Origin of the sequence: Rhodanobacter sp. T12-5 (genome assembly GCF_008329435.1) — a bacterium.
Taxonomy (GTDB): domain Bacteria; phylum Pseudomonadota; class Gammaproteobacteria; order Xanthomonadales; family Rhodanobacteraceae; genus Rhodanobacter.
Window position 1 is genome coordinate 209,365 of the sequence record NZ_NPKN01000007.1, and the last position, 14,349, is coordinate 223,713.

A 14,349-nucleotide genomic window follows, 5' to 3' on the forward strand; every position below is an offset into this window, starting at 1 on the left:
CTCGCTCCTCAAAGCCACGGCCAAAATCCATGGCCGTTCCCCGCGTACGCTTGCTGACGCAAGCTACGCTCGGCACGAACGGGTTCCAGGTTAGCTACGGCGCCAATCAGGTGAAGTTTCGGGCGACTTCACGCACACAGCAGCAGGCAATGACCGCTCGGATCGCGCACCAACGCCGCGTGGCGATCGCCTTGCATCGTCACGATGCCGGGCGAGACGAACTCCACCTTCTCGGCGCGCAGGGCTTCAACCAGCGCCGGCAGATCTTCGACCTGCAGCACCAGACGATCCGCCACCACGTCGTTGCTGCGCGTTTCGGCTGAAGACGACCGTCCGCCAGGCTGGCGATAGCCAAGCAATTCCACATGCGGTGGCCCGGCCATGGCGGGCTGCAGCGCAACCACGTCGACCAGATCCCCACGCAACCGGTCGAGCCGCTGTTGCGCCGGGCCGCGGTTGAGCGTGCGCGAGGCGACCGCGAAACCCAGCACCCGCGTGTAGAAATCCACGCTCGCCTCGATATTGGCAACGTCGATCGCCGAGTGGTCGATGCCCAGAAAGACCCGGCTCTTTTGCTGCCACGCCGGATCACCACTGCCGACCGGAAACTGGATCAGCTCCAGCGGATGCCTGTCCGGATCCCGGAATTTGTACGCTGTTACGGAGCCACTGCGCGGCGGCAACGGCTGCGGGCCATCCTCGCTGATCGGGATGAACGCATGGCGGCAAAGCCCGGCAAACGCCGCGTCCATGTCGCTGACCACGATCGCGATGTGCTGGAAGCACAGATCGGCCGCATCACTGAGCACCGGATAGGGGCGGCCATACGGCGTGAACGCGACCAGCTCCAGTTCCTGCAAGCCCAGCCGCAGCGTCACCGCGCGCGTGCGCACCCCGGCCACGCCCATCAGTTCGGCCCAGGCGGCAGTGTCGTGCGTGGCTTCCCTGATGACCTCGAAATCCAGCGCATCGCGATAGAACGCCACCGCCCGATCGAGGTCGGAGACGGTGCGACTGATGCGCCGCAGGCGTCGCACGCTGCCGCCTGTCACGGACGCTCCGCCCCGCGCCGATTGACGTACATCGCGTACAGTGTGTGCGAACCACAGATGAACAGGCGGCTGCGATGACGCCCGCCGAAGGTCAGATTGGAGACCACGTACGGCACCTTGATCCGGCCCAGCAACGCGCCGGACGGATCGATGCAATGCACGCCATCGCCGGCACTGCTCCAGACGTTGCCGTCCTCGTCGCAACGCAGGCCGTCGGTGAAGCCGGGCTGCACCTTGTGGAACACACGTGCATGGGAAAGCTGCGCGCCGTCGTCCGCCACGTCGAACACGCGCAGGTGTTGCACCGGGTCAGTGGCAAACGGCACGCCGCTTTCGGACACATACAAGCGGCGCTCGTCCGGTGAAAAGCACAGGCCGTTCGGGCTCTGGAAATCGTCGGCAACGACATGCAGCGATCCATCGCGGGGATCGAAGCGGTACAGGTTGGCCGGCAACTCCGGCTCGCGTTTGCCGCCTTCGTAGTCGGTCACGATGCCGTAGTGCGGATCGCTGAACCAGATCGTGCCGTCGCTCTTGACCACCACGTCGTTCGGCGAATTCAACCGCTTGCCCCGATAGCGGTCGACCAGCACGGTGACGCTGCCGTCCAGTTCGGTACGGTGGATACAGTGGCGCAGATGCGAACATCCGATCAGCCGCCCTTCGCGATCGCGCGTGTGGCCGTTGGCGTAATCGGAGGGTTGCCGAAACACCGAGACGCCGCCGGATTCGGTCCAGCGCATGATCCGGTTGTTCGGCACGTCGCTGACCAGCAGGCATTGCAGATCGGCAAACCATACCGGCCCTTCCAGCCAGCGAAAACCTTCGGCGAGTTTCTCCAGCGGCGCGTTCGCCAGCACGAACGATTCAAACCGCGGATCGATGATGTCGATGCCATCCATACCCGACTTCCCTACTTGAGGTGACACGGTTCGCGTTGTGGCGGCACATGCAGTTGCACCGTCATCAACACTGCCGGGGTGTCGCCCACCGTGCCGGAGCGGTGGCCCTTGCGGCCGTCGCTATCCTTGACGCACTGCTGATCCTCGCCGAGCGACAACTCGCCCACGCCCATCTCGACCCGCGTGCCATCCATCGCTTCCACCCACCAGCGTCCGGATACCGGCACGATCCATTGCGGCGCCGGGTTCTCGTGCCACTCGCCGACCCAACCGACCGGCAGCACGCAGAACACCACGGTCGCCTCGCTGCGTTCCTGTTTGTCGTTCCATTGCGGCGCCGCGTCACCGACACTGCCGAGCTCGAAGCGATGCAGCGCGCAGCGGGTCTGATGGCTGACGCCGTGCGCATCGGTGCACAGATGCCAGTAAGCGAGGTTGGGGGCAGCGGGGGCGGTCATGGCGTATTCCTGTCGGATGAAATCGCGCCGGTCGCGGAATGCTCGGGTGCGGCGGCAGCCGGGGCAGACGACAGCGGCTGCCTGATCACGCGGGTGACGGGTACAAAACCGGCCATGATCACCACCAGCAGCAAGCCACCGGCGAGCCCGAAGTTCTTCAGGAAATCCCAGAAGTGCCGGCGCCCCTTGCTGTCACCTGGCGTCCAGAAATCGGCGAATGACCAGAACGGGTGATACAGCACCGCGGTCACCACGCAAAAGCCGGACAGCACGAAGGCGGCCAGCCGATCGTGCCAGCCCAGCACGATGCAGGCGGGCGCCAGCAGCTCGATCACGATGGCGATCACCACCAGCACAGCGCCGCCCGGCACAAACGACGACTCGGCCTGCTTCAGCGCGTCTTTCCAGTACACGATCTTGTCCAGCGCGCTGAACGGAAACAGCATGACCAGGAAGATGCGCGCCAGCAGCGGCACGGCGGCGAGATTCCACCAGCTCATGCGCGAGCCTCGGTGACGGTGGCGCCGACGCCCAGCCGCTTCGCGATGATGTCGGCCACGCGCAGCGCGTTGGCGATGATCGTCAGGGTCGGGTTCACCGCGCCGATCGAGGGGAAGAAACTCGCATCGGCCAGGTACAGGTTGTCCAGTTCGTGCGCCTTGCAGTCGAGATCGAGCACGGACGTGGCCGGGTCGGTGCCGAAGCGCGCCGTGCCGGCTTGATGCGCGGTGCCGCCGATGGGGATGTCCTTGCCCAGATAGAGCTTGCGTTCCAGCAGGTGCGGATGGGCGTGCGCGGCGTCCATCAGATGTTCGAGTTTTACGCGCAGGCGCTGGTGCGCCTCCGTGTTGTTCTCGGTCAGTTCGAGCACCACGCGGCCATCAGGGTCGATGCGGATGCGATTTTCCGCTCGCGGCAGATCCTCGCTCATCAACCAGAAATCCAGCGCATGCCGCGCCATCACCTCGAACGGCATCTTCGGCACCCAGCTCAGCCAGTCCGGCAGCGCTTCGGCGCGAATCTGCGCGGCATGCGACTTGCCCATCATCTGGATCAGGCCGAGCGGATATTTCCAGTCGTCGGCACCGAAGTAGTAGTCACTGACGCCCAGCGTCTTCTGGAATATGGTGTCGTTCGGTTCATGCGCCAGCGCCATCAGCACCGACTGGTTGTGGCGCATGTAGTTGCGGCCGAGTTGATCCGAACCGTTGGCCAACCCGTGTGGATGCCGGTCGTTCGCCGAACGCAGCAACAGCAGCGCGGAACTCAAGGCGCCGCACGCCACCACCACGATATCGGCGGAATAGCGCTCCGTCTTGCCAAGGCGTACTACCTCGACCGTACTGACGCGGCGACCGGAAGCATCGGTGTCGAGCCGGCTCGCATACGCGTTGGTCAGCAACGTGACATTCGGATGCGCCGCCAGCATCGGATCGACGCACATGACCTGCGCGTCCGCCTTGCCGTTGAGCAGGCACGGAAAGCCATCGAACGTGTCGTTGCGGAACCAGGGACTGGTCGGCGTCGCCACGCCGTCGGTGGTTTCATCGAGCAGGACGCCCAGCGGCAAATGGAACGGATGCAGCCCTTCGCGCGCGAAGTTGTCGCTCAGCGCCTGCACGCGTGGCTCGTGCGCCACCGCCGGGTACGGATACGCATCGGGCGAGGCGGGCTCCAGCGGATCCTCGCCGCGCTGGCCGTGGACGTGGAACAGCTGCTCCGCCTGCGTGTAGTACGGCGCAAACGCGGCGTACTTCAGCGGCCATGCCGGCGAGATGCCGTCGCCGTGTTCCACCGCCTCGAAGTCGCGCTCGCGCAGGCGGAACAGCGCCGCGCCATACACCTTCGAGTTGCCGCCGACGAAGTAATGCAGCCCCGGGCGAAACGCCTGCCCGTCCTTGTCGTACCAGGTTTCCTGCGCCTGATAGGCCGCGTCGACAAACACTGTCCTGGCATTCCAGTTCGCCTGCGAGCGCGGCAGGTAGTCGCCGCGTTCGATCAGCAGGATGCGCTTTCCGGACGGTGCCAGCCGGTGCGCCAGCGCCGCGCCGCCGGGGCCGGTTCCGACCACGATGACGTCATAGTGGTCAGCCGGCATGTGCCACTCCCGACGTTGCCGTCAACGGTGTTTCGACGCCCATCGTTTCTCCTGAGACTTCATTGCAAATCTCCTGATACAGAAACTGCGCTCGCGTGCGCTCAAGCCACATGAATGACGCGAAAGCGCGCCTTGGCGATCTGGAACAGCCCGTACGCGATCAAGCCGGATGCCACCGCGCCAAGCAGCCACGGGCCGTACGGCTGGGCCTTCAAGGTGGACAGCGCGCCGGCGACACCGGTGGCTTGGGTCGCGTCGTAGCGCCAGGCGGCGTGTACGAGAAACAGGCCGACCAGCGCGAACACGATGCCGCGTGCCACGCATCCGAGCACGCCCAGCGCCACCAGCGGAATACGCAATCGCGTGCGGCTCAGATCCAGGTCCTTGTCTCTGACGCCGGTAGCGGCGCGATAGAACTGGAACAGTCCGAACACCACGATGCCGATGCCTGTCACCGCGACCGCCCAACGCCCGAGCGGCAGCTGCATGATGCGCGCGGTCCAGCGCGCTTGTGTCTGGCCGTGGTCGGCACCGCCGCCGGCGCTCAGCACGTGCCATGCCGCATCACCGACCAGCACCGCGTGCAGCGCCGCGTTCAGCAGACAGCCCAGCCGCGCAGCGATGCGTTTCACACCCCAGCGATCGTGCCGATGTTCCGGATCGAACAGAGCCTGCGCGCCCTGCCACAACACGAACGCCGCCAGACCTGCCGCCAGTACAGCCAACATCGCTTCGCCCAGTGGCGCCTTGCCGAGCGTGGCCAACGCACCCTTGGAGCCTTGCGGTCGCTGGCCCGGCTCGAACGCGACGACCAACGCAAACCCGCCGATCAACACGTAGACCAGGCCCTCCGCGACATACCCGCAGCGCGCCATCCAGCGCAGCCAGCAGGCGGGCTTGCGCGCGTCGTGGCCGCTCTCCGTCGGCAGGTTCCCGGCGCGGTGCATCGGCGCAACGGCGTTCATCGAGACCCATGCTCAACGACGCGCGCGGCGCACGCCGGCCCAGAGCATCGCGGCAACGCCCACGCCGGCGAGCAACAACCACCTACGCTGTTCGACCGCCCACACCTCGACGCTGCGTGCCTGCGCCCGCGCGTCGAAGCGGCCATGCGTGCCCGGATCGCCGCTCACCGGCTCGAACAGATTGTCCGGTCGCTGGTGGTTGTCCGGCTCGTCCAGAATCTGCTGGCCGCGGTAGCCGGTTCGCGCGAGATAAAGATCCACCCAGCCGGGCGCGAACTTCTGTGCCCATTCGGCGAGCAGGGTCGGCGCACCGACGGCCACCTGGCGGCGCTCGTGGCAACTGGCCCAGACAATCGCGCGCGCTGCCACTTCCGGCTGGAAAATCGGCGGCACCGGTTGCGGCTTGCAAGGCATGCGGTTGCGCGCCCAGCCGAACTGCGGCGTGTTCATCGCGGCCAGTTGCACCGCGGTAACGCGCACCTTGCTGTGATCATGCTTGAGTTCGCTGCGCAGCGAATCGGTGAAGCCGGTAATCGCGTGCTTGGCGCCGCAATACGCCGACTGCAGCGGAATGCTGCGGTACGCCAGCGCCGAACTCACCTGCACGATCACGCCGCGGTCGCGTGTCAGCATGCGCTTAAGCGCGGACATGGTGCCGTTGACATTGCCCAGGTAGGTAACCTCGGTGACCCGCTTGAACTCGTCCGCCGAGATCTCCTTGAACGGCGCGAAGATCGTGACCATCGCGTTGTTGACCCAGATATCGATCGGGCCGAGCGCTTCCTCGATCGCGGACGCGACTTTGTCGACGGCGGTGGCATCGGCCATGTCCACGGCAAAGGTCGAGGCATGGCCACCGGCGTGCTCGACTTCGCGCCGGGCCGAGTCCAATCCTTCCTGGCCGCGCGCGAGCAGTGCGACGTGCGCGCCGCGTTTGGCGAATTCGATCGCGGTGGCGCGGCCGACGCCGGCCGAGGCGCCGGTGACGACGACGACCTTGTGCCTGAGGTCACGTTGTCGGGGCAATGATTTCATGCTTTTTCTCCAATGTTTTTTGCGGTGCGCGCCCTGTACGGGCTGGGCATCCGGTGGCGCTGCAACAGGAAGTCAGCGACGTTCATGGTCATGATGCAAAGCCTCCGTGGTTCATCGACGGCAACGGCTGCACCATCCGCAGCAGCGGCGTCGGGACACAAGACGGGCATGTCTGCGCGAGGGTGCCCACCGACGGGTGGCTGCCCGACGCCTGGCCTCTCTCTCCCACCGAAGAAACCCATGGCGCCGTCACGGCGTGGTGCGATGGCGGAGGGGCGCTTGATGCCGCAACTCCACGATGTTGCCTCGCCTGTCGTGAAGCGAATGAAAATTCGTGCGCATGATGGCCTCTGCCGAGGTCGTCCATGTCGGTACGCACTTCAGTGCTGCGCCAGCCAGCCGCCGCTGAAACCGGCGCGTTCGAGGCCGCGACGGATGTACGGACAATCGCGCATCAGGCGCCAGACGAAGTCGTTTCGATAGTTCTCGATCATCACCACGATCGGTCCCTGGTTGAGTCCGAAATGCGACGGCGACAGCCAGCCGAGGTCGCCGCGCTGGGGATGCAGGGTCGGATTGAACGACGCAGTGAAGCCAAACGAGTTTTCGGGATCGCAGGTTTGCACGGCCAGATACTTGAGCGTCGGCATCACGATGTCCGGCGCGAACGGCAACGAGGCGATCGACGCCCACGGCGCGACCATGCCGTCGTCCGGGCCATACGGCGCACCACGCGCGCGATAGCCCAGAAACCTCCGCTCGCGGCCGTGAACGCGCTTGTGCAAGGGGCCGGGACCGTCACTGGCGGTCAGCCCCCAGCACAGGCCGTGATAGTTGCGAAACTTCTTCGGATTGCGCCGGGCGTATTCCTGATGAACCCAGGTCGCGCGCCGGCTGTTCTCGAAATAGTCCAGATCCTTGCCGGCCATGTAGGCGTCGCGGATGCCACGAAAATCGATCCACAGATGCGAGAACTGGTGGATGAACAAGGGGCCGGCGTAGACATATGACAATCCGTAAATGCGCTTCCAGCGATAGCCGGACAACCACTGCGTGTACGCCGCCGGGCTCACCGCATGCGTCGGCGAACCGAGCGCCAGCACGTACAGCACCAACGCTTCGCTGTAGCCGATCCAGCGATGCCGCATAAAGCCTTTCTCCGGCGTCCACGCCAGCGCGAACGCGGCGCCGCCGTTCTGCATCCAGCGCCAGTCGACGCGACCATAGATGGCCACCGCGCGTGTGCGGACTTCCTGCTCCAGCGCGTCGCCGCCGGAAAAATAGCGCGCGGCGAACAGCATGCCGGCCAGCAACAGTGCAGTGTCGATCACCGAGAGCTCGCTTTCCCACACGCGCTCGCCGGTGGTCATGTGCAGGAAGTGGAAGAAGAAGCCCTTGTAGCCGGTCGCGTTGAGCTTGCCGTCGTGCTGGGCCGCGTCGAAGAAGCGCAATGCAGCCAGGGTGAGGACCAGCGCATCGGCGCGACTCATCCAGCCGTGCTCGACCGCGATCGGATACGAGGTCAGCGCGAAACCCACAACGGCGATGCTGCAGGGACTTTCCGCGACGCTGGAATCCGCGACCAGTCCGTTGCCGCGGTTCACGTATTCGCTGAAGAAGTGGAAGGAATCGCGCTGGATGCGCTCCAGCAGCGCCGACTCCTCCGTCGGCAGATCGGTGGCCGGGTGCGCCGCGCGTGATGGCGAAGCCGCCTTGGTCATTCGGCAAACTCCAGCGTGACGCAGGCGATCCCGTCCAGCGGCACGTCCAGATGAAAGATGATGCCGTCATGGGTGTTCTGCACTGTGATCACTTCGCGACGCAGTTCGGACGCGGCGTGCAGCGCGGCCAGTTCGGCCGGATCAGGGTATGGCGAACTGCCCAGCGCCTCCCACAGTCGCCGCGGGTTGCAGTGGTCTTCGTCAATCCGCTCCAGCCACGCGACCACCGGTGCTGCCACCGCATGCAGACGCACGCTGACGGTTTCGCGCTGGATCGGATGGCCCGGGAACGCACGGTTCACCAGCAGCACGGCGATTCGCCGCGCTTCACGGACGACCCAGGCATCGACGGTGGCGTGCTCGCCGGTCACCGTCAGCCGCTCGTGGCCGAGACGATGCAGCAACTGGAACGCACGGTAGCTCGGCTTGGCGATGCCGTGGATGGTCAGCAGGCCGAAGCCGCCATGGAACGGTACCGACGAGAAATAGTTTTCGGCGAAGATGTCGGAGAACGTCCAGTAGCTGTAGCCCTTGACCAGGTCGGCCACGTCGAGAAAACTTTTCAGGATGAACGCGGCCGCATACGGTTCATCGTGGCGATGGAAAAACGGATTCGACGAACTGCTCCACTCGGTGTAGTACACCGGCTTGCCGCGGGCCGCTTCGACCGTGCCGCGGGTGCGCTTGAGCAACACGTCGCGGCTGGCCAGCGACAACTGCTTCTCGGTGTCGTCGCCGGGTTTGCCCAGCGCGTCGGTCGGATAGTGGTGGGTGGAAATGAAGTCCGCCGGCAATCCTTCGCGCTCGCAGAAATCCACGAAGTCCTTGATCCAGCCATCGCTGGCACTGGCCGGGCCGCCGACCTGCAACTGCGCATCGACCGCCTTGATCGCCTTGGCGGTGGTTCGATACAACTCGAAATAGCCGTCCTGACCGCCGCTCCAGAACGCATCGAGATTCGGCTCGTTCCACACCTCGAAAAACCATTGGCGCACCTCGTCCACGCCATAGCGGGTGACCCAATGGTCGACCAGGGTGCGGATCAGGGTGCCCCACTGCGCGTAGTCCTTCGGCGGCGTGATGTCGCCCTGGAAACTGAATACGGTTTTGTCACCGGACGCCAGCGCGGTCGGCATGAAACTCAACTCGACGAACGGGCGCATGCCGATGCCGAGCAGGAAATCGAAGATCTGGTCGGCGTTGAAGAAGCCGTACAGCAACTCGCCCTGCTCGATCAGCACAGTGCCCATGCCGTCGGACAGGATCGCGTGGAAGCGCACATGCCGACAGCCCAGCTCGGCATGCGCCTTGCGCATCTGCGCCTGCCAGTCGGCGCGCAGCGCCAGATGCGCGCGGCCACTGCCGATGGTATGCGACCACACGTGCGCGAGCGGCGTGCCGTGCTGCTGCAGATCGCAATCGAATTGAGTCATGGATTTTTCCCGGGTGACGGTGGATGCGGCCAGGCGGTGCCTGCTTTCACCCCTACTAAATGCGCCCTTCGACAGGCTCAGGGCGAACGGTGCATGGGCGACTGGAATTCGATGCCAATCTGAGCCTGTCATGCCAGGCGGATGATGCGCGGCCGGAAGTCGGCACCTCACCGACTCTCAGTGCAGGTCCGTGATGTACTGCGCGACCGCGTCGATCTCCTGGTCGGAAAGATCGGACGAGATGTTGCGCATCATCGCGTTGGGGTTGCTCAGGCGACTGTCGGAACGGAACGCGCGCAACTGCGCTTCGAGGTAGTTGGTGTGCTGCCCGGCGAGTCGGGGGAACTCCGGCGGCAGGCCGTTGCCATTCATCGCATGGCAGGACGCGCAGGCCGGTACGTTTTTCGAGTCAATGCCGTGGCGGTAGATCGCTGCACCCTGGCGCAGTGCGGCCGAATCAGGCCAGGGATCGGGGTTCGGTTGCGCCACCTGTTGCGCGAACCAATCAGCTGCCACATGCGCGTCAGCATCGCTCAGGCCCACCGCAATGCCGCTCATCACACCGGTGCGACGCTGCGTCTTGAACGCGATCAATTGGCGTTCCAGGTACGGCGCGCCTTGGCCAGCCAGCGACGGCACACTGGGATCGACGCTGTTGCCGTAGCCGCCATGGCAGGCCGCGCAGACGTGGGTGACGATGGGCGGCGCCACCGCGGCTTTCGCCGCGAACAAGGCGCTCGCACTCGCGGCGACGCCGGAGGTGGCGACGATGACGATCGCGAGGGTGGCCAGCGGCCGCGTGAGCTTGGGCGACTGCATGGGCTTCAGTCACTCCCTTGCCGCACCGGTGCATCGGGATGGCGGGTGACCTTGTCGCGCGAGGGACGGTCCGACGGTTCGATGTCCTTGCGTACCTCGCCCACCGTGTCGGCATCGACCAGTGGCGCGCGGTTGCCCCACGCGTGGCGGATGTAGTTGACGACATCGGCGATCTGGTGATCGTCCATTTTCCAGCCGAAACCGGGCATCGCCAGCCCGGTCGGTTTCGACGCCGGCGCGGCCATGCGCGCACCGGCCAGCACGACGTGGATGACGGTGCCGGGGTCATCGGCCTGAATTGCGGAGCTTCCGGTCAGCGGCGGAAACACCTTGGCCACGCCGCGGCCGTCGGGCATGTGGCAGGCGGTGCAGTTGTCGATGTACAACGCTTGCCCGCGCGCCAGCGCGTCGGCGCCGAGGGCGTCGGTGTCCGGCGGCGACTTCGACGGCGCATCGGGGCGATCCTTCAGATAGACGGCTATTGCGGTGAGATCCGCCTCGGTGAGGTATTGCGTCGAGTTCATCACGACTTCGCTCATCGGACCGGCGCTGGCTGATTTCGCGTTCGCGCCGGTTTTCAGGTACTCGACGATCTCGGCGACCGACCAGCCGCCCACGCCATCGCGCAGATTGCTGCCCAGGCCCGGCGCGTACCAGTGCGACCCCGCGTTGCCGCCATGGAACGGCTGGCTGGTCTTGCTGCCACCGAGCATGTTGATCGGCGTGTGGCAGGCGCCGCAATGACCCAGCCCCAGCACCAGATAGGCACCGCGGTTCCACTGCGCGGATTTGCCCGCATCGGCCTGGTATTCGCCCTTGTCGAAATACAGCGTGTTCCAGCCGAACATCGCGCCGCGCCAGCTCAGTGGCCACGGCAGCTTGTTCGGCGTGTCATCCTGATTGACCGGCTTGAGCGTGGCCAGATAGGCGCGGATCGCATCGACATCGGCACGGCTGACCTTGGTGAACCACGGATAGGGAAACGCCGGATACAGATGGCTGCCGTCCTTGCTGATGCCCTCATGCATGGCCCGGTAGAAATCCTGCTCGGTCCATGCGCCGATTCCGGTGTCCTTGTCGGGCGTGATGTTGACCGAATAGATCACCCCGAACGGTGTCGGGATCGCCCGTCCTCCGGCATAGGGCTGTCCGCCAGCTTTGGTATGGCAGGAAGCGCAGTCGCCTGCGTCGACCAGGTAATGCCCGCGCGCGACCTGCGCAGACGCTGTCGGCGCTGGCGCTGGCAGCGCAGGCGCCATCGTCGTGACTTGCGCGAGCACCACGCCGGCGCCCAGGGCGAACACGCCGACGAGGGCACCGATGGCGTAACGCGTGCGCACGGCCGCTTTCACACCTGCACCAGCGGGCCGGGATTCTTGAGGTACTTGTCGCGGATAGCGGCGGCCGCCCAATAGGTCAGCGCCGCCACGGTGCCGGTCGGGTTGTAGCCGGCGTTTTGCGGGAACACGCTGGAGCCCATCACGAACACGTTCGGCACATCCCAGCACTGAAGGTATTTGTTCACCACGCTGGTCTTCGGATCGGCACCCATCGCGCAACCGCCGGTGTTGTGGGTGGTCTGGTACGGGATGATCGAGTAATGGCCGGTGCGCGGTTTGGCGTGGAACGAGCGCGGCTTCATCGCCTGCGCGATCAGCGCCGCCTTGTCGGTGAGAAAGCCCGACATCTTGTGTTCGTTGGGGTGGAAATCGAAGGTCAGCCGCAGCAGCGGGTCGCCGTAGATGTCGCGATAGGTGGGATCGAGATCGAGGTAGGAGTCGCGATAGCTCATCACGCTGCCATGCGTGGCGATGGAGGCGCTCTTCAGGTAATTGTCGGCCATCGCCTTCTTCCAGCCGGCGCCCCACTTGGGCGTGCCTTCGGGCAGCTGGTGTTGCAGGATCGGCCGGCCGCCGGTGCTCCACAACGCGATGTAACCGCCACCGACGAAACCCTCCGGGCCGTGATCGAAATTGTCGCCGTTGAACTCGTCGATCGCCTGCCCCAGCGCACCGGCACCCATGAACGGATTCATCAGCTCGTCGAGGAACACGTCGACCGACGAGGTGATCTGGTAGGCGTAGTTGCGCCCGACCACGCCGGTATTGGTTTTCGGATCGTACGGCTGGCCGATCTTGGAGAGCAGCAGCAGCAACGCATTGTGCTGGGCGAACGCGCAACAGATCACCAGCGCCGCCGGCTGCTCGAACACTCGACCCTGCTCATCCACATAGGTGACGCCGGTCGCGTGCTTGCCGCTGCTGTCCAGGTTGATGCGGGTGACGTCGGCGCCCGCGCGATACGAGAAATTCGGCTTCTTCAGCAACACCGGCAGGATCGTAGTCTGCGGCGAGGCCTTGGAATAGTTGCCGCAACCGAACCACTCGCAATAACCGCAATACGTGCACGGCCCCATCTGCACGCCGAGCGGGTTCGTATACGCCGCCGAGGTGTTGGCGGCCGCGCAGGGAAACGGCTGAAAGCCCACGCTGCGCGCGGCCTTGTCGAACAGCACGGTGGCATGACTGCGCTTGAGCGGCGCCAGCGGATAGCCGCGCTGGCGCGGGCCCTCGAACGGGTTGCCGCCGATCTGCAACTGCCCCTGGATATTGCCCGCCTGCCCCGACACGCCGCACAGGTAATCGAACGCGTCGTAGTGCGGTTCGAGCTCGGCGTAGGTGATGCCCCAATCCTGGATCGTCATGTCCGGCGGAATGAAACTCTTGCCGTAGCGCTGTTCGGTATGGCTGCGTATCACGAAATCCTCGGGCAGGAAGCGCCAGGTCTGGCCGTTCCAGTGCACTCCGGCGCCACCGACCCCGACGCCGGGCAGGAACGAACCCAGATGGCGCATCGGCAGCGCAGTCTGGTCCATCGAATTGCGGAAGGTCAGCGTGTCGCGCGCCGGTTCCTGGAACAGTCCGTCACGCACGGCATAGCGCAGTTCGTCCTGGATCTGGGTGGTGGCGAAGTCGGGCACGGTGTCGCGAAACTTGCCGCGCTCCAGCGCCAGCACCTGCATGCCGGCATCGGTCAGTTGCTGGGCCATGATCGACGCGGTCCAGCCAAAGCCGACCAGCACCACATCGACCGGCTTGAGTCGGGTCGCCATGCTCAGCCTTCCCGCAGCAAGCTGCCGTCGCGACCGAGGATGCCCACCGTCGGTTGCTTATACGGTTTGCCGTATTGCTCGATCTCGGCGACGTAGTTGTAGCGTGGGCCGGGGAAGCCGACCAGTTTCCAGCCGGCAAACTGGTAGTTGCCGCCATACATCGGATCGGCCAGGAAACCCTCGACGGTATTGCTCAGCAACATCGTGAAGAACGCCTTGGCCGGCACGTCGGCCAGCTTGATGTCGCCGCCTTCCAGTCCGTGCAGGACGTCATCCTGTTGCACGGCGGACAGCTCGACGAAGGACTTCTGGTGGTTCTGGCGACACCAGTCTTCGATGTTGCCGATCGCGGTTCGATACAACTCGGCCGGCGTCAATTTGAGCTGGTAGCCCTGCTCGTCGGTGCCCTTCTCCCACGGGCCCTGCATGTACCAACGATGCGCGTGGCCGTAAGGTCCAGCCAATTGCCGGTCGATGAACAAGGCGACATGCGCGCCGCCGGCACCGAGGCCGTCTTCCTCGTCGGGAATCAGCCGCGCGGTCGCCGCCTCGACCCAGCGCTGTTCGGCTTCGCTGAAGAAACGCCGCGCGATCGGCCCGGACGCGCGGGCGTCCTCGTGCTGGCCGCAGCCGACCACACCCACGACCGGCAGCACCAGCGCCGCCTTGATCAACGAGCGGCGCGACATCGGGATACTCATCAGCCAACTCCGTCATTCACCGTGATGCGCTGACTGTGCGGCGGACATGTCCG

Annotated in this window: 13 protein-coding genes; all 13 read right to left on the reverse strand. The window is 65.2% G+C overall.

The genetic code is table 11. The annotated features are described in order from the left end of the window. Positions 1-128 precede the first annotated feature (128 nt). The 13 genes from CIW53_RS14525 to CIW53_RS14585 all read right to left on the reverse strand — a co-directional run bounded on the left by CIW53_RS14525 (position 129) and on the right by CIW53_RS14585 (position 14,296). Positions 129-1,052, reverse strand: a complete 924-nt coding sequence (locus CIW53_RS14525) for a VOC family protein (protein ID WP_172969684.1) — start codon at positions 1,050-1,052, stop codon at positions 129-131. Beyond that, a complete protein-coding gene (locus CIW53_RS14530) occupies positions 1,049-1,954 on the reverse strand; it encodes an SMP-30/gluconolactonase/LRE family protein (protein WP_149365438.1) in 906 nt (301 codons plus the stop codon). Before CIW53_RS14530 ends, CIW53_RS14525 begins: the two co-directional genes overlap by 4 nt. Before the next feature lie 11 nt (positions 1,955-1,965). Continuing rightward, complete coding sequence (locus CIW53_RS14535) at positions 1,966-2,412, reverse strand: cupin domain-containing protein (RefSeq protein WP_149365439.1); 447 nt, start codon at positions 2,410-2,412, stop codon at positions 1,966-1,968. Then, complete coding sequence (locus CIW53_RS14540) at positions 2,409-2,912, reverse strand: DoxX family protein (RefSeq protein WP_149365440.1); 504 nt, start codon at positions 2,910-2,912, stop codon at positions 2,409-2,411. The genes CIW53_RS14535 and CIW53_RS14540 overlap by 4 nt, the downstream gene beginning before the upstream one ends. Beyond that, positions 2,909-4,510, reverse strand: a complete 1,602-nt coding sequence (locus tag CIW53_RS14545; protein ID WP_149365441.1) for a GMC family oxidoreductase — start codon at positions 4,508-4,510, stop codon at positions 2,909-2,911. The genes CIW53_RS14540 and CIW53_RS14545 overlap by 4 nt, the downstream gene beginning before the upstream one ends. Positions 4,511-4,611: 101 nt before the next feature. Continuing rightward, positions 4,612-5,475 (reverse strand): DUF1206 domain-containing protein, encoded by an 864-nt coding sequence (locus CIW53_RS14550; RefSeq protein WP_149365442.1) that lies wholly within the window; start codon positions 5,473-5,475, stop codon positions 4,612-4,614. Between the two features lie 12 nt (positions 5,476-5,487). Continuing rightward, the gene (locus tag CIW53_RS14555; protein WP_149365443.1) at positions 5,488-6,510 is read right to left on the reverse strand and encodes an SDR family oxidoreductase; all 1,023 of its coding nucleotides are present in this window, start codon (positions 6,508-6,510) and stop codon (positions 5,488-5,490) included. Positions 6,511-6,890: 380 nt separating this feature from the next. Then, a complete protein-coding gene (locus CIW53_RS14560; protein WP_149365444.1) occupies positions 6,891-8,231 on the reverse strand; it encodes a glucoamylase family protein in 1,341 nt (446 codons plus the stop codon). Beyond that, complete coding sequence (locus CIW53_RS14565) at positions 8,228-9,664, reverse strand: beta-xylosidase (RefSeq protein ID WP_149365445.1); 1,437 nt, start codon at positions 9,662-9,664, stop codon at positions 8,228-8,230. The genes CIW53_RS14560 and CIW53_RS14565 overlap by 4 nt, the downstream gene beginning before the upstream one ends. A 177-nt stretch (positions 9,665-9,841) precedes the next feature. Then, complete coding sequence (locus CIW53_RS14570; protein WP_149365446.1) at positions 9,842-10,483, reverse strand: c-type cytochrome; 642 nt, start codon at positions 10,481-10,483, stop codon at positions 9,842-9,844. A gap of 5 nt (positions 10,484-10,488) precedes the next feature. Then, on the reverse strand, positions 10,489-11,823 hold the full coding sequence (locus tag CIW53_RS14575) for a cytochrome c (RefSeq protein ID WP_197736664.1): 1,335 nt from the start codon (positions 11,821-11,823) through the stop codon (positions 10,489-10,491). A gap of 8 nt (positions 11,824-11,831) precedes the next feature. Beyond that, entirely contained in the window at positions 11,832-13,595 is a 1,764-nt protein-coding gene (locus tag CIW53_RS14580) for a GMC family oxidoreductase (protein ID WP_149365447.1), read from the reverse strand. A gap of 2 nt (positions 13,596-13,597) precedes the next feature. Beyond that, complete coding sequence (locus CIW53_RS14585; RefSeq protein WP_197736665.1) at positions 13,598-14,296, reverse strand: gluconate 2-dehydrogenase subunit 3 family protein; 699 nt, start codon at positions 14,294-14,296, stop codon at positions 13,598-13,600. Positions 14,297-14,349 lie beyond the last annotated feature (53 nt).